The organism is Streptomyces sp. CG4, assembly GCF_041080655.1.
Lineage (GTDB): Bacteria > Actinomycetota > Actinomycetes > Streptomycetales > Streptomycetaceae > Streptomyces.
On the sequence record NZ_CP163525.1, the window covers coordinates 1,260,219 to 1,281,844 of the forward strand.

Annotated in this window: 15 protein-coding genes; 3 read left to right on the forward strand and 12 right to left on the reverse strand. The window is 71.8% G+C overall.

What is annotated here, in order from left to right; all coding sequences use genetic code 11:
- Positions 1 to 13: 13 nt before the first annotated feature.
- Genes AB5L52_RS05810 through AB5L52_RS05830 form a run of 5 tightly spaced genes read right to left on the reverse strand, consistent with a single transcriptional unit; the run spans position 14 to position 6,391 of the window.
- Entirely contained in the window at positions 14 to 2,029 is a 2,016-nt protein-coding gene (locus AB5L52_RS05810; RefSeq protein WP_369362846.1) for an endo-beta-N-acetylglucosaminidase, read from the reverse strand.
- A complete protein-coding gene (locus AB5L52_RS05815; RefSeq protein ID WP_351022703.1) occupies positions 2,026 to 3,282 on the reverse strand; it encodes a glycosyl hydrolase in 1,257 nt (418 codons plus the stop codon). Before AB5L52_RS05815 ends, AB5L52_RS05810 begins: the two co-directional genes overlap by 4 nt.
- A 26-nt stretch (positions 3,283 to 3,308) precedes the next feature.
- Positions 3,309 to 4,214 carry a carbohydrate ABC transporter permease gene (locus AB5L52_RS05820; RefSeq protein WP_351022706.1) on the reverse strand — a complete coding sequence of 302 codons (906 nt, stop codon included), beginning with the start codon at positions 4,212 to 4,214 and terminating at the stop codon, positions 3,309 to 3,311.
- Positions 4,211 to 5,098 carry a carbohydrate ABC transporter permease gene (locus AB5L52_RS05825; protein WP_369362847.1) on the reverse strand — a complete coding sequence of 296 codons (888 nt, stop codon included), beginning with the start codon at positions 5,096 to 5,098 and terminating at the stop codon, positions 4,211 to 4,213. The genes AB5L52_RS05820 and AB5L52_RS05825 overlap by 4 nt, the downstream gene beginning before the upstream one ends.
- A 6-nt stretch (positions 5,099 to 5,104) precedes the next feature.
- On the reverse strand, positions 5,105 to 6,391 hold the full coding sequence (locus AB5L52_RS05830; protein ID WP_369362848.1) for an ABC transporter substrate-binding protein: 1,287 nt from the start codon (positions 6,389 to 6,391) through the stop codon (positions 5,105 to 5,107).
- A gap of 220 nt (positions 6,392 to 6,611) precedes the next feature.
- Here AB5L52_RS05830 and AB5L52_RS05835 point away from each other — a divergent pair, with 220 nt between their 5' ends.
- Complete coding sequence (locus AB5L52_RS05835) at positions 6,612 to 7,670, forward strand: LacI family DNA-binding transcriptional regulator (RefSeq protein WP_369362849.1); 1,059 nt, start codon at positions 6,612 to 6,614, stop codon at positions 7,668 to 7,670.
- 18 nt (positions 7,671 to 7,688) lie between these two features.
- Here AB5L52_RS05835 and AB5L52_RS05840 read toward each other — a convergent pair whose 3' ends face one another.
- The gene (locus AB5L52_RS05840; RefSeq protein ID WP_369362850.1) at positions 7,689 to 9,224 is read right to left on the reverse strand and encodes an alpha-L-fucosidase; all 1,536 of its coding nucleotides are present in this window, start codon (positions 9,222 to 9,224) and stop codon (positions 7,689 to 7,691) included.
- 74 nt (positions 9,225 to 9,298) lie between these two features.
- Complete coding sequence (locus AB5L52_RS05845; RefSeq protein WP_369362851.1) at positions 9,299 to 11,659, reverse strand: alpha-L-fucosidase; 2,361 nt, start codon at positions 11,657 to 11,659, stop codon at positions 9,299 to 9,301.
- Between the two features lie 219 nt (positions 11,660 to 11,878).
- Between AB5L52_RS05845 and AB5L52_RS05850 the strand changes: the two genes are divergently transcribed.
- The gene (locus tag AB5L52_RS05850; RefSeq protein ID WP_369362852.1) at positions 11,879 to 13,228 is read left to right on the forward strand and encodes an amidase; all 1,350 of its coding nucleotides are present in this window, start codon (positions 11,879 to 11,881) and stop codon (positions 13,226 to 13,228) included.
- 44 nt (positions 13,229 to 13,272) lie between these two features.
- Here the strand turns inward: AB5L52_RS05850 and AB5L52_RS05855 are convergent, their stop codons facing one another.
- On the reverse strand, positions 13,273 to 13,758 hold the full coding sequence (locus tag AB5L52_RS05855) for an N-acetyltransferase family protein (RefSeq protein WP_369362854.1): 486 nt from the start codon (positions 13,756 to 13,758) through the stop codon (positions 13,273 to 13,275).
- Positions 13,759 to 14,411: 653 nt separating this feature from the next.
- On the opposite strand from AB5L52_RS05855, the gene AB5L52_RS05860 reads away from it, so the two are divergent.
- Positions 14,412 to 14,807, forward strand: coding sequence for a hypothetical protein (locus tag AB5L52_RS05860; protein WP_351568290.1), 396 nt, complete (start codon positions 14,412 to 14,414; stop codon positions 14,805 to 14,807).
- A 783-nt stretch (positions 14,808 to 15,590) separates the two neighbouring features.
- Here the strand turns inward: AB5L52_RS05860 and AB5L52_RS05865 are convergent.
- The 4 genes from AB5L52_RS05865 to AB5L52_RS05880 form a co-directional block, all read right to left on the reverse strand.
- On the reverse strand, positions 15,591 to 17,084 hold the full coding sequence (locus AB5L52_RS05865) for an SDR family NAD(P)-dependent oxidoreductase (RefSeq protein ID WP_351022736.1): 1,494 nt from the start codon (positions 17,082 to 17,084) through the stop codon (positions 15,591 to 15,593).
- Positions 17,085 to 17,332: 248 nt separating this feature from the next.
- Complete coding sequence (locus AB5L52_RS05870) at positions 17,333 to 18,664, reverse strand: wax ester/triacylglycerol synthase family O-acyltransferase (RefSeq protein ID WP_351022739.1); 1,332 nt, start codon at positions 18,662 to 18,664, stop codon at positions 17,333 to 17,335.
- Between the two features lie 145 nt (positions 18,665 to 18,809).
- On the reverse strand, positions 18,810 to 21,131 hold the full coding sequence (locus AB5L52_RS05875; protein ID WP_369362856.1) for a GH92 family glycosyl hydrolase: 2,322 nt from the start codon (positions 21,129 to 21,131) through the stop codon (positions 18,810 to 18,812).
- A gap of 174 nt (positions 21,132 to 21,305) precedes the next feature.
- Positions 21,306 to 21,590, reverse strand: a complete 285-nt coding sequence (locus tag AB5L52_RS05880) for a hypothetical protein (RefSeq protein ID WP_351568278.1) — start codon at positions 21,588 to 21,590, stop codon at positions 21,306 to 21,308.
- Positions 21,591 to 21,626: the final 36 nt, after the last annotated feature.

Sequence of the window (21,626 nt, forward strand, 5' to 3'; positions counted from 1 at the left end):
GGGGTCCGGATGGCTACCAGGTGTGGGTCACGGTCACGGGGGCCGAGGCGTTGTAGAGCTCCCCCACGGCGCGCAGTTCGAACCGTGCGGCGCTCTCCCCCTGCTCGGGCCGCAGGCCGGTGAGGAAGTAGGCGCGCTGGCAGGTGCCGCCGAGGAAGCGCCGGGTGCCGTCGGGCAGCACGCGGTGCAGTTCGTAGTGGCGGACGGCGCCGGGGGCGGCGTCCCAGGCGAGGCGCAGGTCGCCGCCGGTCGCGGCGGTGATCCGGGCGCCCGTGGGGGCTGCCGGGGCGGTGCCGGTGCCCCGGACGGCGAGACCGCCGAGGCGCCAGCGCACCGGGCCCGCGGTGGCCGTGAGCCGCACGCCGAGGGCGTGGACGGTGCCGGTCAGCCCGGTGAGCGGCAGCGACACGGACTGCCAGCCGTTGACGCCCTCGTCGACCGAGGTCACCGCCGGATACGTGTACGGCGGAGCCGCCCCGGCGCCGCTCGGCTCGGCCGTCGCCACGCCCGGCTCGACGTGCACGGCCCCCGCGTCGGTCCGGTACGTCAGCTCGACGACCGTGTCAGCGCCGATCGGCAGCCGGGTCGCGTACAGATCCACCACCACGGGTTGATCGAGCGCACCGTCCACCAGCACGCTGCTCCCGCCCCGCCAGGCGGCGGCGAAGTCGAAGGTCACCGCGGGCCGCTCCCCCGTGGTGCGCACCACCCAGCGCCGTGACGGCAGCCGGTCCTGCAGCCCGAGGTGGTTCCAGGCCGTGTCCGAGGTGACGGCCCCGTTCTCGTACCAGCGCAGCCCGTGCCCCGTGTTGAACACGGTCGCGAACGGCAGTGAGGTCACCGTCGAGCGGTCCGCGACCGACACCGCGGGCGCCCGCCAGGGATCACTCGCGTCCGGCCGGGAGGGGTCCGCCGAGCGCCCGGTCCAGAACCGGTCGTCGGCGGCGTGGAAGTCCTCGGGGGCGCGCTGGTCGGCGGGCAGGTGGCTGCGGGTCCACTCCGGCCGGTAGAAGCCGATCGAGGAGATGTGCTGCTTGCCGGACGGCACGATCGCGTCCCAGTCCACCGACGTGTCCGAACCGTTCGACTCCACGTCCACTCCCGCCCACAACTCATAGCGGCTGCGGCCCAGTCGGCCCGCCTTCGTGCCCGAGGACGCGAGCGTGCCCGCGCTCCAGCGGAAGTCCACGAACATGGCGTCGGCGGCCTGGAAGAAGGCCTGGTTCTGGCTGTCGAGGGCGCCCTGCCAGCTGACCGTGCCGTTCACGGTCATCGCGTCGTACCAGGTCACCCGCTGCCCCTTGGCCGCCGCGAGCGCCTTCAGCTCCTTCACGAAGCCGAGCATGGCCTGGCCGAGGGCGGTGTTCCCGCCGCCCGTCTCGGCGTTGACGAACCAGCCGTCGAAGCCGTAGGCCGCCGCGACCGCGACGAGTTGCGCGGCGAGCGGATGGTGCCCGGAGGCGTCCTTCTGCACGAGGTCCCGGGTCCACTGCAGCTGCCCGCCGTACGCCACCGGTGGCAGGAAGATGTTTCCGAGCACCGGGACGCCGTGCCGGTGGGCCGCGTCCACGATCGGAGCGTTCGGCGCGAGGATCAGGCCCTCGCCGGCCGAGCCGCCCCAGAAGACCAGTTCGTCGAGGTAGGACCAGTGGGTGAGGGCGTAGTAGTCGGCGGTGGCCGAGCCCTGGGACGGGTTGTTCGAGGTGGGTCCGAAGGAGACGAGGGCCTGGATGCGGGCCTGGCCGGAGCGGGCCGTGGTGTTCGTGGGAGTCGGGGTGAAACGGGCGGCGAGCGGCACGGACGCGGCGTTGCAGACGAGGTCGGCGTCGTCGGCCGCGCGCCAGCTCTTCAGGCTGCGCCAGGTGATGCCGGTGTCCGGGCTGCCGGCGGGGAGCGAGTCCGGGTACCAGTAGGAGGCGTACGGCGCGGTGGCGGCGGCTTTCGGACGGGTGGCTGCCAGGGCGGGAGCGGCCGGGACCAGGGTGGCCGCGGCGCCGGCGACGAGGACGGTGCGTCTGCTGGGGTTCACGAGCGGGTGCCTCCGTGTGGGGTGGGGAGTACCTGGTCGGGAGTGACGACCTCGGTGATCCCGCGCGCGGCGAGGTGGTCCTTGTCGTCCGCGCGGGTGTCGAGGACGGTGGTGGGACGGGCGCCGTCGGCGACGAGCCGGAAGAAGGCGTCGAAGACGGGTCCGCCGGGGGCGCACCGGGAGCGGCGCGCCGGATCGTCGGGCACGACGAGGGCGGTGGTGCGCACAGCCGGAACCCGAGGGGTCCGGTGCGCCGCGCCGGCCAGCACGCGGGCGATGTCCTTGGGCGCGCGGTCGTTGGTGAACAGGCCCAGCCCGTATTCGAGTTCGGGGAAGTCGGCGAGGCCGCGCGCCACGTCGTGGGAGCACCACCAGGTGATGCCCCACAGGTCGGGGCAGTCGAGGGCATGGGTGACGGTGGCCTCGGCGAAGGCGGCCGCGTGCTCGGCGGGCACGAGCGGCGCGGGCGCGCCGACCTCCTGCAGCCACACCGGCCGGTGAGGTGCGTCCGCCCAGGCCTTGCTCAGCTCGGTCAGATAGGCGGCGTGATGCTCGGCCGGCACCGAGGTACGGCCGTGACGCTGGGCGGTGCCGTTGAACACCCAGGAGTGCACGGCGGTGACGTCGCCGAGGCGGGCGGAGTGGGCGGGGGTGAAGGGCTGGTCGTCCTGGTACCAGGCCGCGTCGTAGGAGGCGTGCAGGTGCAGCCGGTCCGGGGCGCCCTCGGCGCAGGCGGCCAGCATCCGGACGAGCCACCGCTCGGCTTCCGCTGAGGTGATGCGGTCGGGGTCGGGGTGGGGGCCGGCGGCGAACTGGTTGACCTCGTTGCCGACGGTCATGCCGATGAAGTGGGGGCGGTCGGCGAGGGCGGCGGCGAGGGTGCGCAGATAGGCGGCCTGGCCCTCGACCACCTCCGGGTCGGTGAAGAGGTTGCGCCGGTGCCAGGTGCGGGTCCACGCGGGCAGGAAGTCGAAGCTGCTCAAGTGGCCTTGCAGGCCGTCCACATTGACGTCCAGGCCGCGTTCCGCGGCCGCGTCGGCGAGGGCCACGAGCTGTTCTACGGCGTGCGGGCGGATCAGGGTGCGGTTGGGCTGGAAGTAGGGCCACAGCGGGAAGACGCGGATGTGGTCCAGGCCGAGTGCGGCGATCGCGTCGAGGTCGGCGCGCACCGAGTCCAGGTCGAAGTCGAGCCAGTGGTGGAACCACCCTTCGCTCGGGGTGTAGTTGACGCCGAAGCGGACGGCAGGAGGCATGAAGTGTCCTAGTGGCGTACGGGTATTCAGCCCTTGACGGCGCCCTCGCCGACACCTCGGAAGAAGTACCGCTGCAGGCAGGCGAAGAGGGCGATGAGCGGGGCCACGGCGATCACGGTGCCGGCGGCGACGATGCGTTCGTCGTTGGCGAAGGTGCCGTGCAGATAGTTCAGGCCGATGGTGAGGGTGAACTTGGACGGGTCGCTGAGCACGATCAGCGGCCACAGGAAGTCGTCCCAGGCGCCCATGAAGGCGAAGATCGCGACCACGGCCAGCGTGCCCTTCACCGACGGCAGCGCGATGCGCAGGAACCGCTGCCAGACGTTGGCGCCGTCGACGTAGGCCGCCTCCTCGATCTCGTACGGCAGGGCGCGGAAGGCGCCCCGCATCAGCAGCACGTTCATCGCACCGATCGCGCCGGGCAGGACGACCCCGATCAGGGTGTTGTTCAGGCCGAGTTCGCGCATGGTGGTGAACTGGGCGATGACGATGCCCTCGACGGGCACGAGCATCGCGAGCACGAACGCCAGCGTGGTCCCGCGTCGGCCCCTGAAGCGCAGCCGGGCCAGGGCGTATCCGGCGAGCGCCGAGCCGACGCAGTTGGTGACGACGTTGGCGGTGGCGACCTTCAGGGAGTTCAGGGCGTAGTCCCAGACGGGGATGGTGTCGGCGACCCGCGTGTAGTTGTGCAGCGTGGGGTGGGCGGGCAGGAGGCTCGGCGGCGAGCCGTAGATGTCCTCGGTGGGACCCTTGAGGGAGGTCGACAGCTGCCAGAGGAACGGGCCGACGGTCAGCGCGAGGACGCCGAGGAGCAGCAGATAGCGCCAGACCAGCTCGCCGGCGCGGATACGGCGACCGTGTTCGTCGGTGACGCGCGGCTCGCGCCGGGCGGTGCCGGGCGGCTCGGGCCGTACCTTCTCCAGGACGCTCACGACTCCTCCCTGCGGTCGGCGCGCAGGACGAGCAGCATCAGCGCGACGGTGACGACGAACACGACGACCGAGAGCGCGGAGGCGTAGCCGACCCGGCCGGTCAGACCGGTGCCGGTGCGCTGGACGAGCATGACCAGGGTGGTGTCCTCACCGGCCGGCCCGCCGGCCGGGCCCGCCATCAGGTACACCTCGGAGAACACCTTGAACGCGGCGACCGAGGACAGCGCGGCGACCAGCACCATCGTGGAGCGCACGGCGGGCACGGTGACCGAGAAGAAGCGACGCACGGGGCCCGCGCCGTCCACGGCGGCGGCCTCGTGCAACTCGCGCGGCACATGGGCGAGCGCCGCGAGATAGATGATCATGTAGTAGCCGAGGCCCTTCCACACCGTGACGGCCATCGCGCTCAGCAGGAGCAGCCACTGGTCGCTGAGGAACCCGATCCGGCCGATCCCGGCGGTCTCCAGCACCGAGTCGACCAGTCCGCGTTCGTCCAGCAGCCACACCCAGATGAGCCCGACGACCACGATCGAGGCGACGACCGGGGTGTAGAAGGCGGAGCGGAAGAAGGTGATGCCGGGGATGTTCTTCTGCACCAGCAGTGCGAGCAGCAACGGCAGGACGACGAGGGCGGGGACGACCCCGGCGATGTACAGGGTGCTGTTGCGCAGCCCGGTCCAGAACATGTCGTCCTGGAGCAGCTCCCGGAAGTTGGCGAGGCCCACGAAGTGCCCCGGCAGCAGGGTGCGGCGGTCGGTGAAGGAGTTCACCAGGGTGGAGACGAACGGGTAGAGCACGAACGCGCCGGTGACGAGCAGTCCGGGGGCGGCGAACAGCCAAGGGCTGATGGGCAGTTGGCGTCTGATGCGCACGGGGACGGCCACGGCAGCTCAGCCCTGCCGCAGCAGACGGTCGGCGGCGTTGACAGCGTTGTCGAGGGCCTGCTGGGGGCTCTCCTTGCCCTGGAGCGCCTTGGCCACCTCGTTGCGCAGCGCGGTCTTCATCTGGTCGCTGAACAGCACGGGGGTGTAGTTGACCGCGTTCTTCAGGGACTTGGCGGCGGCGATGCGCACCCGGGTCTCGTCGGTGCCGTCCTCCTTGGTGAAGTACGGGTCGTTCAGGGAACCGGCGGTGCTCGGGAAGATGGCCACCTTCTTCGCGAAGGACATCTGGTTGCGGGCGTCGGTGACGAAGTGCGCGAAGGCCACGGCGGCCGGGGTGTGCCGGGTGCGGGAGTTGACCATCACCCCCATCACATACATGTTGACGTGCCCGGTGCTGGTGATCTGGTCGGTGATGCCGATGTTCCTGTACAGGCTCGGGGCGTTCTTCTTGAAGTTGTCGAGGTCGAGGGCGCTGCCGGGGTTCATGGCGACGGCGCCGGTGAGGAACTTCTTGCCGGAGGACTCCGGGGTCGCGGTCAGTGCCTGCGGGTCGAGGGCCTTGGCGTCATACAACTTCTTGTACTCGGTGAGGAGTTCGACTCCCTTGGCGTCGTTGAAGGCGAACGCGGTGCCCTGCCGGTTCATCAGGGTGACGCCGTAGCGACCGAAGTCCTCGATGGTGGGCACGTTGGCCAGGGTGGCGACCTGACCTCCGCTCTTCCTTCCCATCTGCAGGGCGTCGGCGAAGAGTTCGCCGTAGGTCTTCGGCGGCTTGTCGGGGTCGAGCCCGGCCTTCTCGAAGAGCGCCTTGTTGTAGAAGAGCGGGCCGGTGTTCAGATACCAGGGGAAGGCGTACGTGCCGCTCATGCCGGGCACCTGGTGGCCGGCCCAGGCGCCGTCCAGGTACTCGGACCGGTACTTTCCGGCGGCTTTGTCGAGGTCCATGGCGAGCCCGGCCCTGGCGAGGGGGGCGACCAGGTCCGGGGAGACGTTGACGACGTCGGGCAGGGTGCCGCCGGCGGCGTCGGCGCTGAGTTTGTCGGGGTAGCCCTCGGCGGGCTGGTCGACCCATTTCACATGAGTGCCGGGGTACTTCTTCTCGAAGTCGGCGATGAGGCCCTCGAAGTACGACGTGAAGTTCGCGCGCAGGTTCCAGGTCTGGAAGGTGATGTCGCCCTCGACCTTGCCGGAGGCGTCGGTCGAGCCGCCGCCGTCCCCGCCCGAACCGCAGGCGCTCAGCGGCAGGACGAGGGCGACGACAGCGGCGGCGAGGGCTCTGCGGGACTGGGGCACGGTGACACGGCTCCCTTGCTGTGTCGGGCTGTCGGGGTGCCAGAGACCTTGCCCGCGCCGTTCGGAGAAAGTCAATGCAGTCATCCGAACTAAAGAAAAGGGAAGTTCATTAGTGCAGGTCAGAGAGTTCTGGCCGGGATCTTGCCGTAGTTCGCTAATGCGCTTTAGGGTCTTGACACTCAAGCGCATTAGCCAGCACTGTCAGGAAGGGGGGAGAAACGTGCCGACCAAGCGGTCCCCCGCACGCCGGCCCACGATGAAGGACATCGCCCGGCGGGCCGGAGTCTCCGAGAGCGCGGTGTCCTTCGCGCTCAACGGCCGCCCCGGTGTCTCCGAGGTCACCCGTGCGCGGGTCCGCCGGGTCGCCGAGCAGCTCGGCTGGCGTCCCAGCACGGCCGCCCGCGCCCTGTCCGGCGAGGGCGCGGCGACGGTCGGCTTCGTCCTGGCCCGTCCCGCGCACACCCTGGGCGTCGACTCCTTCTTCCTCCAACTCGTCTCCGGCATCCAGGAGGTGCTCGCCGAACGGCATCTGGGGCTGCTGTTCCAGGTCGTGGAGGACGTGGCCGACGAATGCGCGGTCTACCGCCGCTGGTGGGCGGAACACCGCGTCGACGGCGTCCTGGTGGTCGACCCGCGCGCCGACGACCCCCGCCCCGGCCTGCTGGACGAACTCGGTCTGCCCGCCGTCGTGATCGGCGGCGCACCCGACGAACGCCATCCCGACCTGTCGGCGGTCTGGGCGGACGACGCGGGCGCGATGGCCTCGGTGGTCGACGAGTTGACGACGCTGGGCCACCGCAGGATCGTGCACATCGCCGGGCTGCCGGGCCTCGCTCACACCCAGCGCCGGATCCGCACCCTGCGCGCCGAGGCCGACCGGCGCGGTCTGACCGAGGTCCGCTCGGTCACCACCGACTACTCCGACGCGGAGGGCGCGGCCGTGACCTGCCGCGTGCTGCGCGCTGCCGCGCCCCCGACGGCCCTGATCTACGACAACGACGTGATGGCGGTGGCCGGGGTGTCGGCGGCGGCCGAACTCGGCCACTCGGTACCGGAGGACGTCTCCGTCGTCTCCTGGGAGGACTCGGCCCTGTGCCGCATGGTCAAGCCCTGGCTGTCCGCCCTCTCCCGGGACAGCGCGGAGTTCGGCCGCACGGCGGCACGGGAACTGACGGCACTGCTGGACGGGGGACCGGCACGGGCGGTACGCGTGCCGGTCCCCCGCCTGACGGTACGGGGCAGCACGGCGCCGGTGCGCCCCGGGGAGCCGTCTGTGTGAAGGTGACCGTCCTCGCGGTCAGTCGCGCGACCGGTACAGCGCGAACTGGTCCAGGTGTACGGCCGCCCGGGCCGCCGTGACCCGCACCCGCCACCGCCGGGCCCGCACCGGCGCCGCCAGCAGCAGGATCCGGCTCGCGCCCACCGTCCCGGCGGCGGCCACCTGTGACCACGCACCGTCCACCTGGGCTTCGACGACGAACCCCTCGATCTGCTGCCCGTGCCGGATGTCCTCCGCCAGCCGGATCCGGTCCACCTCCCGCTCCGTGCCGAGGTCGACGCTCACCCGCCCCGGTGAGGTGGTGGTCCGGGCGCCTTGGGCGAGGTCCTCGGGCAGTTCCCGGTCGATGCGCTCGCGGAATGCGCGCAGCCGTGCCACGTCCGCCGCGGGCAGCAGACCGTCCGTGTCCGGCGGAACGTTGAGCAGCAGCACCGCGTTGCGGCCCACGGAACGGAAGTAGATGTCCGTCAACTGCTCCACCGACTTGGGCTGTTGGCCGGGGTGGTAGAACCAGCCGTCCCGGATGGACACGTCGCACTCGGCGGGCCACCACTGCAGATAGCCGGCGACGTCGCGGGCCGCGAGCAGCGCGGACCGGCTGCCCTCGTCGGGCGCGTCGTAGGCCAGCGCGTAGTCGGTGCGGCCGTTGTCCTTCTCCGCGACCGGTACGACGCTCCACTCGTCCTGCCGGGCCAGTCCCCCCTCGTTGCCCACCCAGCGCACGTCCGGGCCCGAGACGGCGATGGCCGCGGCCGGGGCGAGCGAGCGGACCAGGGTGTACCAGCTGTCCCAGTCGTACCGCTCCACCTTCTCCGGAGGGATACGGCCCTGGGCGCCGTCGAACCAGACCTCGTCGATCGGCCCGTACTCGGTGAGCACCTCGTAGAGCGTGTTGAGCATGTGCGCGCCGTAGTCGGTGGCGTCGAGGGTGAAGACGCGGCCCGGGGCGCGGTCGTCGCCCTCGGCCGGTGTCGGGATCGTCCTGGCGGTGCGCGGGCTGCCGTTGGCGTAGACGCCGTGCAGGTACTGGTTCTCGTCGGCCGGTGAGACGTAGACGCCGACCTTGAGGCCGTGGCGGCGCATCGAGTCGGCGAACGGGCGCAGCACATCGCCTCGGCCGCCCCGCCAACTGCTGCTCGCCACCGTGTGCTTGGTGTAGCGGGACGGGTAGAGAACGAAGCCGTCGTGGTGTTTGACGGTGAGGATGGCGAGTTCGAAACCGCCGTCGCGCAGGGCGCGCGCCCACTGGTCCGTGTCCAGGCCGGCCGGCTGGAAGACGTCCGGGTCCTCGTCCCCGGTACCCCATTCCAGGCCGGTGAAGGTGTTCACGCCGAAGTGCAGGAAGGCGGTGCGTTCCAGCCGCTGCCAGGCGATCTGCCGTGCGGTGGGCCGGACTTGGGAGGCCTTGCGGACGAGCTCGGCCTCGGTGTCGGCCGGGCCGACGGGGATGCGGGAGCGGTCGGTGTCCGCGGCGGCGGCCGGCAGGGCCGGAAGGCCGACCGTGGCCGCCAGGGCAGCGGCCGAGGTGACGAAGACGCGCCTGGAGAGATCCATGTGCGTACTCCTCGGGTCAGGAGAGGGCCGGCACCGCGGCGAGACCGAGCAGCCCGAGCCTTCCGCGGCGGTGCTCAGCCATGCCACTCCACCTTGAACACCCAGGCGTACTTGCCCGCCTTCCGGGCCGCCTCCGGTACGTCGATCACGAGTGCGCCGTTGGTGAGCGTCCAGGTCAGAGGCCGGTCATGGCCGAGCATCGTGACCTTGTCACCGGGGCGCACCGGCACCGGGGCCTCGACGGTGAGCTTCGGGCCGGGTGCGGCGAGGGAGTGGATGTAGAAGGCGTCGTCCGGGCGGACGGTGAAGCGCAACTCGTCGCCGAGCTGGGCCATCCGCGACCAGTAGGTGGTGTCGTAGATCGCCTCGCCGTTGGTCTTCAGCCAGGCGCCCGTCTCCCGCAGCCGGGTCTGCATGATCTCGGGGATCGTGCCGTCGGCGCGGGGGCCGATGTCGAGGAGGAAGTTGCCGTTCTTCGAGACGATGTCGACGACCGTGTGGACCACCTCCTCCGCGGTCATGTAGGCGGAGTCGGGCGTCGCCTGGTTGTAGCCGTAGGAGAAGGGGTCAAGCCCCCTGCTGGCCTCCCACTTGGCGACGACCGTGTTGGCGTACGTCGTGTACTCGGGGGTCGTGAAGTCGTGGACGGTGATGCCGGAGCGGTCGTCGACCGTGACGTCGACCGGACGGGCCCGGTTCTTGGCGTGGTTGAAGTACTCGGCGAGGACGTGGACGCTGTCGTTCACGCCGCCGATGTCGCACCAGATGATCTCGGGGTCGTAGCCGTGGATCAGTTCGAGCAGCTGCGCGGCCTGGTAGTCGTGGACGTAGTCCTTGCCGGCCGTGTAGCCGGTGTACGGCACGGGCTGGAGGGTGTACGGGTTGCGCGGGGCGTGTCCCATCCACGGGTTGTCCGGGTTGAACCATTCGGGCATGGAGAAGTACAGGCCGCGATGGAGCTCGGGAGCGTAGCGGCGGCTGGCCTCGAAGAGGTCCTTCACCAGGTCCCGCTTCGGGCCCATCTTGACGGCGTTGCGGTCGCTGACCCGGGTGTCCCACAGGGCGAAGCCCTCGTGGTGCTTGGAGGTCAGGACGTGGTACTGGGCGCCCGCGTCGCGGAACAGCTCCACCCAGGCTCGCGGGTCGAACCGCTCCGCGGTGAAGCGGGGGATGAAGTCGTCGTAGGCGAAGTCCTCGCCGTAGGTGTCCCGGTGGTAGGCGTACACCGCGCCCGCCGGATCCTGCATGTGGTCCCAGTACCACTCGGCGTACTGCTTGCCCACCGGTGACCAGGCGGGGACCGAGTAGACGCCCCAGTGGATGAAGATCCCGAACTTGGCGCCCTGGAACCAGTACGGCGCCTGGTGGGCGGAGAGGGAGGTCTCGGTGGGCCGGTAGTCGGCGGTGCCGAGGGTCAATGTCGCCCTGCTCGCGGCCGCTCGGGCGCCTCGGCCGGTCACCGTGACCGTGCCGTCCCGGCGGGTGCCCGGCGCGGTGCCCGGGCTGTTGCGGATACCGATGCGTACGCGGGCCTGTTCGCCGGGGTCGAGGCGGCGGATCCGGGCCGGCTGGACCGTGCGGGCGCCCTCGGTGTCCACGCTGACCGAGACGCCGTCCGCGGCCAGCACGGCGACGGTGCCCGCGTTGACGACCGTGGCCTCCACGCTCTGTGCGCCGGAGGGTTCGAGCAGGGAGGGCGTGGAGTGCGGGGCGCGCAGGGTCAACGCCCTTCCCTCGGCGGCGGGTTGGAGGCTGAGGGCGAAGAGGTGCAGGGAGGCCTTGTTCGCCTCGGCCGGATTGGTGACGGGGAGGGTGAGGGCGACCGCCTCCCGGCGCGGGTCGAGCCAGATCTCCGAGACGCCGATGCCGACGCTGTGCTCGTCCTTGCCGCCGTCGGGACGGTAGCGGTAGGGCGCCGACAGCGGGCCGCCCGCCGCGTACCAGTCCGCGCCGCCGAGGCCGGCGGTGCTGGTCGTGCCGTCGGCGTAGTGCACGGTGGCCGTGCCGGAGGCGTTGCCGTAGCTGGCCGCGGTGAGGAAGAAGGCCGACAGATAGCGGCCCTTCGGCAGGTCGAGGCGCTGGCCGAGGGCGACGACGTTGTTGCGGCTGCCCGCGGTCGAGGCGGGGAACCGGAAGGGCACGCCGGCCACCTCGACCGGGCCGGCGGGGAGTTCCTCGCCGGGGAAGGTGTAGCCGGAGCCGTCGAAGTCGCCGCCGCGGGCGGCGCCGGTGTCGATGCCGTCGTTGTCGAAGAGGACGTCGAGCGGGACGGGCACCGGATCGGGGACGGCGGCCCACGGTCCCTGCGCCGCGGCGGCCAGTGATCCCTGCTCGCCGGCGGCTCGCGCGGGGGTCGTGGTGGTGAGCGGCAGGGCGGCCGAGGCGGTGACGCCCGCTGCCGCGCCCAGGATCAGCCGTCTGGGACACATGCTCATGAGCGGCTCCCATGCAGTCCGATTCATCGGATGTCTGATGATGGTGGGGTGGCCTCCGGGCTGTCAACGGGGCTGCAGCGGGCCGCACTTCACGTATTGATCGGACGATCAGTGCCTTGCTGTGACGGGCCTCTCGACGTACCGCTCCCGACCGGGCACAGTTCTCCGTGCGCCGTGATGCATACCGGCGAGTAGCCGACGACCGAGCGAGGAGTGCCCGTGGGTGACCGGGTCGGGCGGACCGCCGCCGAGACAGCCGCCGCCGTCCGCGCCAAGGAGGTCACGCCACGGGAGGTGGTGGCCGAGTGCCTCGCGCGGATCGAGCGGATCGACGGACGGATCGGGGCGTTCCGGAAGGTGCGGGCCGAGGCGGCGCTGGCCGAGGCCGACGCGGTGGCCGCCCGCGCCGATCTGGCCGAACTGCCGCTCGCCGGCGTGCCCGTGGCCGTCAAGGACAATCTGGCGGTGCGCGGCGAGTCCCATCGCGACGGCACCACCGCCACCTCCGACACCCCGGCCGCCGAGGATCATGTCACGGTGGCCCGGCTGCGGGCGGCCGGCGCGGTGGTCGTCGGTCTGACGAACGTGCCCGAGCTGTGTGTCTTCGGCACCACGGAGGGCGTCTTCGGCATCACCCGCAATCCGTGGGACCCCTCCCGCACGGCGGGCGGCTCCTCCGGTGGCAGCGCGGCCGCGGTGGCCGCCGGCCTGGTGCCGGTCGCGCTCGGCAACGACGGGATGGGCTCGCTGCGCATCCCGGCCGCGAACTGCGGCCTGGTCACGCTCAAGCCGGGCCTGGGGGTGATTCCGGCGGGGATCGGCCAGGGCGACTGGTTCGGCATGGCGGAGAACGGCCCGCTGGCCACGACGGTCGAGGATCTGCGGCTGACGCTGGGCGTCCTCGCGGGCACGGAGGTACGACGGTCCGGGCAGCCCGCACCCCGCCGGATCGCGGTGGCCCTGCGCAGCCCGCTGGCCGGGGTCGCGGTGAGCAGACCGTATACGACCGCGGTCCGGGAGGCGGCCGGGATGCTGGCGCGGGCCGGGCACCGGGTGCGGCGGGCCGAGCCGCCGTATCCGCTCTCGCTGGGCGTGACCGCGCTGCGGCACTGGACGGCCGGGACGGCGGTGGACGCCGCGGGCCTGGACCGGGCGCGGCTCGCCCGGCGGACCCGGGTGCACGCGGACCTGGGCCGGCGGTTCGTCCGCTCGGTGCGCACCGGAGACAGCCGTGAGCGGCTGCGCGACCGGCTCACCCCCTTCTTCACCGAGCACGACGTCCTGCTCACCCCGGCCCTGGCCCGGCGCTCCCCCGCGGCCGGCCCCTGGCACGAACGCGGCTGGCTGCGCAACATCCTCGCCAACACCGCGTACTCCCCGTTCACCCCGCCCTGGAACCTGACCGGCTGGCCCGCGATGTCGGTCCCGTGCGGCACCCTTGGCTCGGGCGCCCCGTGCGCCGTACAGCTCGTCGGCCGTCCGGGTACGGAGGCCGTCCTGCTGGAGCTGGCGGAGGAACTGGAGCGGCTGCGCCCCTGGCGGCGGACGGCGCCGGTGGCCGGCTCCTGAGTCGCGCTCATGCGCCCGAGCCTTGCCTGTGCGCCTGCGCCCCCCTAGTCGAGCGCCCGGTACATGATGTGGAGGCCCACCCTGCCGTGGCGGGGGTGGTCGTAGGCCTCCGGGATCGTGGCGAGGACGGTGAAGCCGAGGGAGGTCCAGAGGGCGACCGCGGGGTTCGTCTCGACCACGGCATTGAAGACCATCGCGCGGTAGCCGTGGGCCCTGGCCTCGGCCAGGACGTGTACGGCGAGGGCGCGGCCGATGCCCTGGCCGGCGCAGTCGGGGTCGACCATGAAGCCGGCGTTGGCCACGCGGGCGCCGGGGCCGCCGTAGTTCGGGGTGAGATAGGCCGAGCCGACCACGCGTCCGGCCGTGTCCTCGGCGACGTAGACGCGCTTGGCGGGGTTCATCCACAGCGCGCGGGCGTCCTCCTCGGAGGTCTCCGGGTCCCAGGCGTAGGTCTCGGCTGCGGCGACGATCCGGCGCCAGAAAGGCCAGATCCGCGGCCAGTCGTCGGCCACGGCTTCTCTGATCAGCATGGGCGTGAGTCTGTCAGGTCACGCCCATGCCTGCGGCGATCGCGAAGATCCGGCCCAGATCCGGCCCCGAGGTCAGTCCACGCTGGGCAGGATGTGGGGTTCGGCGAGGTCGTCCTCGTAGCCCGCGAGGCGGATCGGGGCGGACCGGGCCCACACATCGAGGCTGCCGAGCTCTCCGGGTCGCCGTCCCACGCGCTCCGTACGTTCCTTGGGGCGCTGATCGCGATTCGTCTTGTCCGGTGTCACCGCGCACTCCTTATGTGTCGGTCACCCTCGAGGGCATGCCGGACAGCCTGCGCTTCGGCACTCGACGCCCACTCGGGTTCTGGTTGCAAGGCCAGTTCGGACGCGGTGGCGCCGGTGCGAACGTTGGGTCTGGGTGGGACCCGGTGCTGCTGTCCACCCCTCCAGATTACCCAAATGAGCGGTGGTGCGCTCGATCGGGAGTGCAAACAAGGTGTAACTATAAGAAGTCGTTTGCCGCCCAATGACTCCTAATATGCGGCCATTTGCCATGAGCCGCTCGCCCGGCCGCCGGGGCGGTTCACCCAATCGGCCTACATGTGGCTCAGTTCAAGTGCCGTTGGCCGGACCGCAAGCTCGCCATGATCTGCTGATGAGCTGCAACGGCTGTCTCGCGGAAGGACTGACGCATGGAGCTGCGCAGCGTCGAGGAGCTGATGGATCTGCTGTACGCCGGCCGGCACCAGCACGCGCTGCGAACCGCCGCGCTGCTGCGCCGCAGGCGCCCCGCCGACAAGGAGCTCCAGGTCGCGGGGCTGGTGCACGGCATAGGACCGGTACTGAGCCCGGGCGACGAGCCGGGCGACGCGCTCGGCGCGGCCGAGGCGGTGCGCTCCCTGCTCGGGGAGCGGGTCTTCCGCCTGGTGCGCGGGGACGCGGGACCCGCCGACGACGATGTGCTGCGGCTGCGCCAGGCCGAAGAGGAGAGCCGTACGACGGGCTTCGACGCGGGCGTCCTGGAAGACTGGCGCACGGTGCTGGAGCTGGTGGCGGCCCGCCATTCACGACTCGGCGCCGTCGACTGACACGCGGCAGCCCCCAGGGCGTGCGGCCGCGGGGGCTGCCGGGTGCGACCTTCGACGGCCCACCGGTGCGGCTTCGGGTAACTGACGAGACCGGACTTCGACGACCGGCCGGTGCGGCCTCGGGCGACCGATCAGACCGGCCTCCGACGACCCGCCGTGGCGGCCTGGGGCGACCGACCACACCGGACTCCGACAGTCCGCCGACGCGGCCTCGGGCGGACTTCGACAACCCACCGGCGCGACCTCGGACGACCGACCGGACCAGACTCCGACGACCCGCCGGTGCGGCTTCGGGCGACTGACGATACCGGCCTTCGACGACCCGCCGGTACGACCTCGGACGACCGACCAGACCGGACTCCGACGACCCACCAGTGCGGCTTCGGGCGGACTTCGACAACCCACCGGCGCGGCCTCGGGCGACCGACCAGACCGGACCTCGACAACCCGCCGGCGCGGCCTCGGGCGACTGACCGGACCCGGGCTTTGGGTGACCGGCCGGCGCGGTTCTGCGCGAGTGACGGAATCGGCTGTCGATGACCGCCGGGACGGCCTTGGGTGGCTGATGGTCCGTCAGTCGGCCGTCGGCGCGGGGTGCCCGAGATCCGGAAGGCTACGCGTCGGCCCCGAGAGGCCCGCAGTCCCGCTGGGGTCTGCTGATGGATCACAACCATGAAGAACGCGTCGCCTGCGCACCGGGCACTCCGGCACGACCGCTTCACCCTAGGACGGGGGCGGTCGCGCCGGCCACCGGATTAGGCGGGCGTGGCGTCTCCGGCGCGATCACCACTTGCCGGGCGCGTAGTCCTTCAGGAAGACGCCGTACAGGTCCTCGCCCGCCTCGCCGCGGACGATCGGGTCGTAGACGCGGGCGGCGCCGTCGACCAGGTCGAGGGGCGCGTGGAAGCCGGCCTCGGCGAGCCGCAGCTTGTCGTAGTGCGGCCGCTCGTCGGTGATCCAGCCGGTGTCGACGGAGGTCATGAGGATGCCGTCGGCGTCGAACATCTCCTGGGCGCTGGTCCGCGTGACCATGTTCATGGCAGCCTTCGCAGCGTTGGTGTTCGGGTGCCCGGCGCCCTTGTATCCGCGGGCGAAGACGCCCTCCATCGCCGAGACGTTCACGACGTACGCGCGTCCGCTGGCCGCCTTCTTCGCGGCGTCGGCCATGGCCGGGCGCAGGGCGCTGATCAGGATGAACGGCGACGTGTAGTTGCACAGCTGGGTCTCCAGCAGTTCGACCGGGGAGATCTGGTCGATGGTCTGCACCCAGGTGTTGGTGTCGACGACGTCGGGGACGAGGCCGCCGGCGTCGATGGCGGTGCCCGCGACGTGCCGGGCGACACTGGCGTTGCCCGCGACCAGGGCGAGGTCGGCGACCTTCTGCGCGTCGAGGCCGCTGGTGCCGACGGGCAGCGCGGCGATGCCGTCGACCGCGCCGGAGTTGAACGCGCCGATCACGTGATGCGCGGGGAGTTCACCGGCGGGCAGCGGGGCGGTCTCGCCGTCGACCAGGGCCGCGTAGGCAGAGGGCAGACGGCGCACGGTCTGCGTCGCGTTGTTGATCAGGATGTCGAGCGGACCGGCCTCGGTGACCCGCTCGGCCAGCGCGACGGCCTGCGCGGGGTCGCGCAGATCGATGCCGACCACCTCTAGCCGATGGATCCAGTCCGCGGAGTCCTCCATCGCCTTGAACCGGCGGATGGCGTCCTTCGGGAAGCGCGTGGTGATCGTGGTGTGCGCGCCGTCGCGCAGCAGCCGCAGCGCGATGTACATGCCGATCTTGGCACGGCCGCCGGTGAGCAGGGCGCGCTTGCCGGCGAGGTCGGCCCGGGCGTCGCGCTTGGCCCGGTTCGTGCGGGCGCAGTCCGGACAGAGCTGGTGGTAGAAGTAGTCGACCTCGACATAGCGGGTCTTGCAGGTGTAGCAGGAGCGCGGGCGCTGCAATATGCCCGCGATCCTGCCTTCCTCGATCTTCGAGCTGGGCAGCAGGCCCTCGGTCTCGTCGTCGATGCGCTCGGCGGAGCCGGTCGCGGTGGCCTCGGTGACCGCCTTGTCGTGGGCGGTCTTGGCGGCCCGGCGCTCCTGGCGGCGGCGCTGCTTGACCGTGCGGTAGATGCCGGCGGTGGCCCGGCGCACCGCGATGGCGTCCGGGTGGTCGACCTCCAGCGTGTCGAGTTCCTCGAGCACGGCGAGGCAGACGGCCAGGCGCTCGGGGTCGATGCCGGGGCCGTACACGACCTCGTCCGTGGCCGTCGGGCCGTCCTCTGTCACCGTCATCGCGCTGCCGCTTCCCTGATCACCCGCGCAGCGCTCCGACTCGCGCCCGCATTCGAACAGGGCATTTTACGGAGGCCGGGGCGTGGGACCAAACCGCTCACGGGGACGATCTACGGACACCCGCAGGCCGCCCTGCGGACGCCGGGGGGCGGCCCCGGCGACGCCCGCAGGCCGTCGGCGGCGAGGGCGCCCCGCGGGGCCACCCGCGCCCGGCGGCGAAAGCCGCGCGGGCGAGCGGGTGGGAACCCTCACATGTCGCAAGCCGACAGCAACGTCTCGACCTCGGCCGACACCGCGTACGCGAACCGGTCGAGGTCCGGCACGGCCCGCGCGTCGGCGACGAGCCCGTAATGCACATGCCCGCGATACGTCGAGATCGCCACCGCCAGCGCCTGCCCCGGGGCGAGCGGAGCCAGCGGATAGACCTCGTTCAGCTCGTGCCCACCCAGCCGCAGCCCCAGACCCGGCAACGGCACACTGGTGACGAGGATGTCGAACCACAGCCGGGCCGCCTGGCCGACCAACGGCCCGCCGAGCCGGTGACCCAGGGCCGGGACGTGATCGGCGAGCAGGGCGACGGCGCCGGCACCCCGGTTGGGCCCCGCGTCCTTGTTGCGGACCATCGCGGTGCGCACGGAGTCGAGGCGGCCGAGCGGCTCGGGTTCGTCCACGGGCAGCCGTATGAGATAGCCGGAGAGCCGGTTGCCCTGCGGATGAGCGGTGCGCGGCCGGCGCCGTGAGACGGGGATGAGGGCACGGGGCGCCACCCCCTTGCTGCCGTCACCGCGCTCGTCCAGCCAGCGGCGCAGGGCACCGGCGACCACGGCGATGAGCACGTCGTTCACGGTGCCGCCCGCGGTCTTGCGCACCCGGTGCACATCGTCGATGTCGACGACGACCCCGGCGGTGCGGCGCGTGCCGCTCGGGGCCGCGGTCAGCGCGGAGACGGGCCGCATGCCGAGGGTGGACCGGGCCAGCGAGGCGCCGATGTCCAGGGCCCGGCCCATGTCGGACAGCGCGCCCTTGACCAGGCCGGGCACGAGCCCCGGCAGTTTGCGCACGTCGGGCAGCAGACCGCGGGGCGGCTCGAGGACGCGGGGCGCCCGCTGGGGCAGGTCCACCGGGTCGAGGACGCCGGCGGCGAGTTTCAGCGCGCGCAGCCCGTCGGCGAGGGCGTGGTGGAACTTGAACAGCACGGCGAAGGACACCCCGTCCTCGCCGGGCATCACATGGGCTTCCCACGGCGGCCGGCCGCGCTCCAGCGGGCGTTCCATGAGCCGGCCGGCGACCGCGTGGAAGTCGGCGGTCGGGGCGTGCAGCCGTACATGGTTCAGCGGATCGAAGTCCGGGTCGGTCTCCCGGGCGGCGCCGCCGAAGGCCAGCGGCTGCCATACGTCGCGGATGCGCAGCCGCAGCCCGGGCACGGCGGCGGCCCGGGCGGCCAGCAGGTCGGCGGCATGCGCACCCGCGGTGGGCGAGTGGGCACCGAAGACGCCGAGCGCGCCGAGGTGCATGGGGTGCTGGTCGGACTCGATGTTCCAGAACGCCAGGTCGAGTGGAGCGAGCAGATCGGAAGTCACGGGCTTGCCTCACGCGTCGACGGCGGGTGGATCTGCAGTCAATCCCCGCGACCTGATTACGGTCAAGTACGATCAGGCTACGCTCAGTTAACGGCAGATTAAGTCCCGCCCCTGCAAAAGGGGCGGGACCCAGTGATACGTGAGGTCACTTCAGAACCGGCTGCGCCGCCTTGGGTGACGTACCCCACTCAGACGGGCGCGAGCCGACCGTGAACGCCAGCGAACGCAGGCTGCGCAGCGCACCCGTCGTCAGATACGTCCGCCCGTGCGGGTTTCCGTCGGTGCGCACGGACTGGATGTAGCGGTGGGTGGCCGAGGTGCCGGGCGCGGCGATGGTCAGCCCGCCGCTCGGCCAGTACCGGCGGTCCAGGGCGACGTCGACGCGGTCGAAGACGGGCGTGGACAGGCCCCAGGTGTCGTAGCCCGGCTGGATCGGGAAGAGCCCGATGGACGACAGCACGTTCCAGGCGGACATCGTGCCCAGGTCGTCGTTGCCGGTCATGCCGGTGGGCCCGTCGGTGAACAGGGTGAGGGCGGCGTGCACCACGTCGGTGGTCTTCCACGGCTGCCCGGTGGCGAGGTAGGTGTACGGCGCGATGAGGTCGGGCTCGTTCATCGGGTTGTACTTGTCGGCGTTGTAGTACGCGTACGCGTTGCCGTGCACCCACGCCTCACGGGCGGTCTTCGCGGGGTCGGCGAGCAGCTTGTCGTAGGCGAAGAAGGAGTCCAGCCGGTCGTTGGCCGCGCGTTCGCCGCCGATGAGCCGCACCATGCCCTGCACGTCCTGCGGTACGAGCCACTGGTACTGCCAGGCCGTGCCCTCGTGGAAGCCGGTGCCCTGGGCCGGGTCGGCCGAGCCGGTGAAGTCGCCGGAGGCGTCGCGGGCGCGGAAGAAGCCGGTGCTCGGGTCGAAGATGTTCCGGTAGTTCTGCGCCCGGGCGGCGTAGCGGGCGGCGTCGGCCTGGTGGCCGAGACCGCGGGCCATCTGGGCCAGCATGGCGTCGGCGAGCGCGTACTCCAGCGTGACGGAGGCGCCGTGGTGGTAGTCGGAGTCGCCCATCTTGGCGTACGGCCGGTCCTGGACGAAGGGGGCGTAGCCGTGCGCGAGGTACTCGGTGTTGGCCTCCCGGCCGATGCCCGGGTTGCCGGCGGGCGGGACGCCGTCGGCGTTCTTCTTCAGCGCCCGGTAGGCCCGCTCCTCGAAGCCCTTGAGCAGGCCCATCTGATAGGCCGTCGTCAGGAACGGGGTGACCGGGTCGCCGCTCATGACGTTCGTCTCGACCGGGCCGTAGCCCCACTTGGGCAGCCAGCCGCCGTTCTCGTCGATCGCGACGACCGACCGGGCCATGTCCCGTGCCTCGCGCGGCGCGAGCAGCGCGAGGAGCTGGGCCTGGGTGCGGTAGGTGTCCCAGAGCGACCAGTTCTGGTAGTACGTGAACCCGTTGGCGTGGTGGATCCGGCGGTCCCAGCCGAGGTAGCGGCCGTCGGTGTCGCTCCCGATGTTCGGCGCGAGGAACGACCGGTACAGCGAGGAGTAGAAGGTCCGGCGCAGGGTGCTGGTGCCGCCGCGCACCTGGACGTCGGCGAGCCGCTGCTCCCACGCCGCGCGGGCCCGCGCGCGTACGGCGTCGAAGCTCCGGCCGCCCTCGGCGCGCAGGTTCCCGGCCGCGCCGCGCGCGTCGACGTACGACATCGCGGTGGTCGCCTCGACCGTACGGTCCTTGGTGGTGTCGAAGCGGACGTAGGCGCCGCCGGGTCCGCTGCGGACGCCCGAGGTGACGGACCGGCCGTTCCAGGTGCCGTACGCCGTGAAGGGCCGGCTGAAACGGGTGATCGTGTAGACGGTGTAGGGGCCGGTGTCCCGGCAGAAGCCGTGTCCGGTGATCGCGGTGCGCACGGTGCGGTCGTCCAGGACCTCCACCGAGCTGGAGGCCGTCTTGTGCAGCGACTGGGCCGCGTTCAGCAGGACGTTGGCCTTGTCGGTGGCCGGGAAGGTGTAGCGCTGCACGCCGGTGCGCTCGGTCGCGGTCAGCTCGGCACGGATGCCGGAGGAGAGGCCGACCCGGTAGTAGCCGGGGCTCGCCGTCTCGTCCCGGTGCGAGAATCCGGCCGCGTACTTGGTGTAGTCCGTCTGTGTGACATCGCCGGTGGTGGGCAGCACGGGCAGGTCGCCGCCGAGGCGGCAGCCGACGCCCGAGAGGTGGACCAGGGAGAAACCACGGATCCGGTTCTGCGTGTAGTCGTAGCCGGTCATGTGCCCGGTGTCCGGGGAGAGCTGCACCATGCCGAAGGGCACGGCCGCGCCGGGGAAGGTGTTGCCCTCGTTCTGGCTCCCGATGAACGGGTTGACCAGGTCGGTGAGGTGGCCGTCGGTCCGCTCGGCGGCCGGAGCGGCGGGGGTGGCGATCAGCGCGGACGCTGCCATCACCCCGGCAAGGCACAGCCGCGTGCGCCGGGTCCCTCTCATGTCGGATGACCTCCGCAGGTTCGACATCGTTGTCTGCATCCTGAAGGTCGAACGACCCAAATCCGGGCAAGATACGGACATCACACCGAACGCGTCGCGCACGACCGGGCGGGGTACGGTGACGACCCGTCAGCGGGCCCCCAGGAGGCCGGGCCCGCGTGACGGGCGCCCGGCCTATCCCGGACCGTCGGACGGGCCGTGGTACTGGGCTGCGGCGTCCTCGACCTCGATCAGGCCGTCGGCCGCCGCGTCCAGTTCCCGCCGGTCGTACTCCGTGAGGAAGGGGAACAGGGCCCCGCAGTCGCGGCAGGCCCGCGCGCGCGAGGCCTCGAACACCGGTCGGGGCTTGAGGAAGCCCGGTCGGCCAAACCTCAGCCGCAGCCGCTCGAACGCCCGCTCCCCCGAGGTCAGCTCACCGACCGGACTCAGCCGGGCCGACCCGCATATCGAACATCGCATGACGGGGACCCTATCCTCAGGACCCCGGGAGCCGGC

Coding starts and splice junctions, on each gene's coding strand:
- AB5L52_RS05815 (WP_351022703.1), bottom strand. CDS start 3,282: ATGCCTCCTGCCGTCCGCTTCGGCGTCAACTACACCCCGAGCGAAGGG.
- AB5L52_RS05840 (WP_369362850.1), bottom strand. CDS start 9,224: ATGGATCTCTCCAGGCGCGTCTTCGTCACCTCGGCCGCTGCCCTGGCG.
- AB5L52_RS05845 (WP_369362851.1), bottom strand. CDS start 11,659: ATGAGCATGTGTCCCAGACGGCTGATCCTGGGCGCGGCAGCGGGCGTC.
- AB5L52_RS05855 (WP_369362854.1), bottom strand. CDS start 13,758: ATGCTGATCAGAGAAGCCGTGGCCGACGACTGGCCGCGGATCTGGCCT.
- AB5L52_RS05860 (WP_351568290.1), top strand. CDS start 14,412: ATGGAGCTGCGCAGCGTCGAGGAGCTGATGGATCTGCTGTACGCCGGC.
- AB5L52_RS05865 (WP_351022736.1), bottom strand. CDS start 17,084: ATGACGGTGACAGAGGACGGCCCGACGGCCACGGACGAGGTCGTGTAC.
- AB5L52_RS05875 (WP_369362856.1), bottom strand. CDS start 21,131: ATGAGAGGGACCCGGCGCACGCGGCTGTGCCTTGCCGGGGTGATGGCA.
- AB5L52_RS05880 (WP_351568278.1), bottom strand. CDS start 21,590: ATGCGATGTTCGATATGCGGGTCGGCCCGGCTGAGTCCGGTCGGTGAG.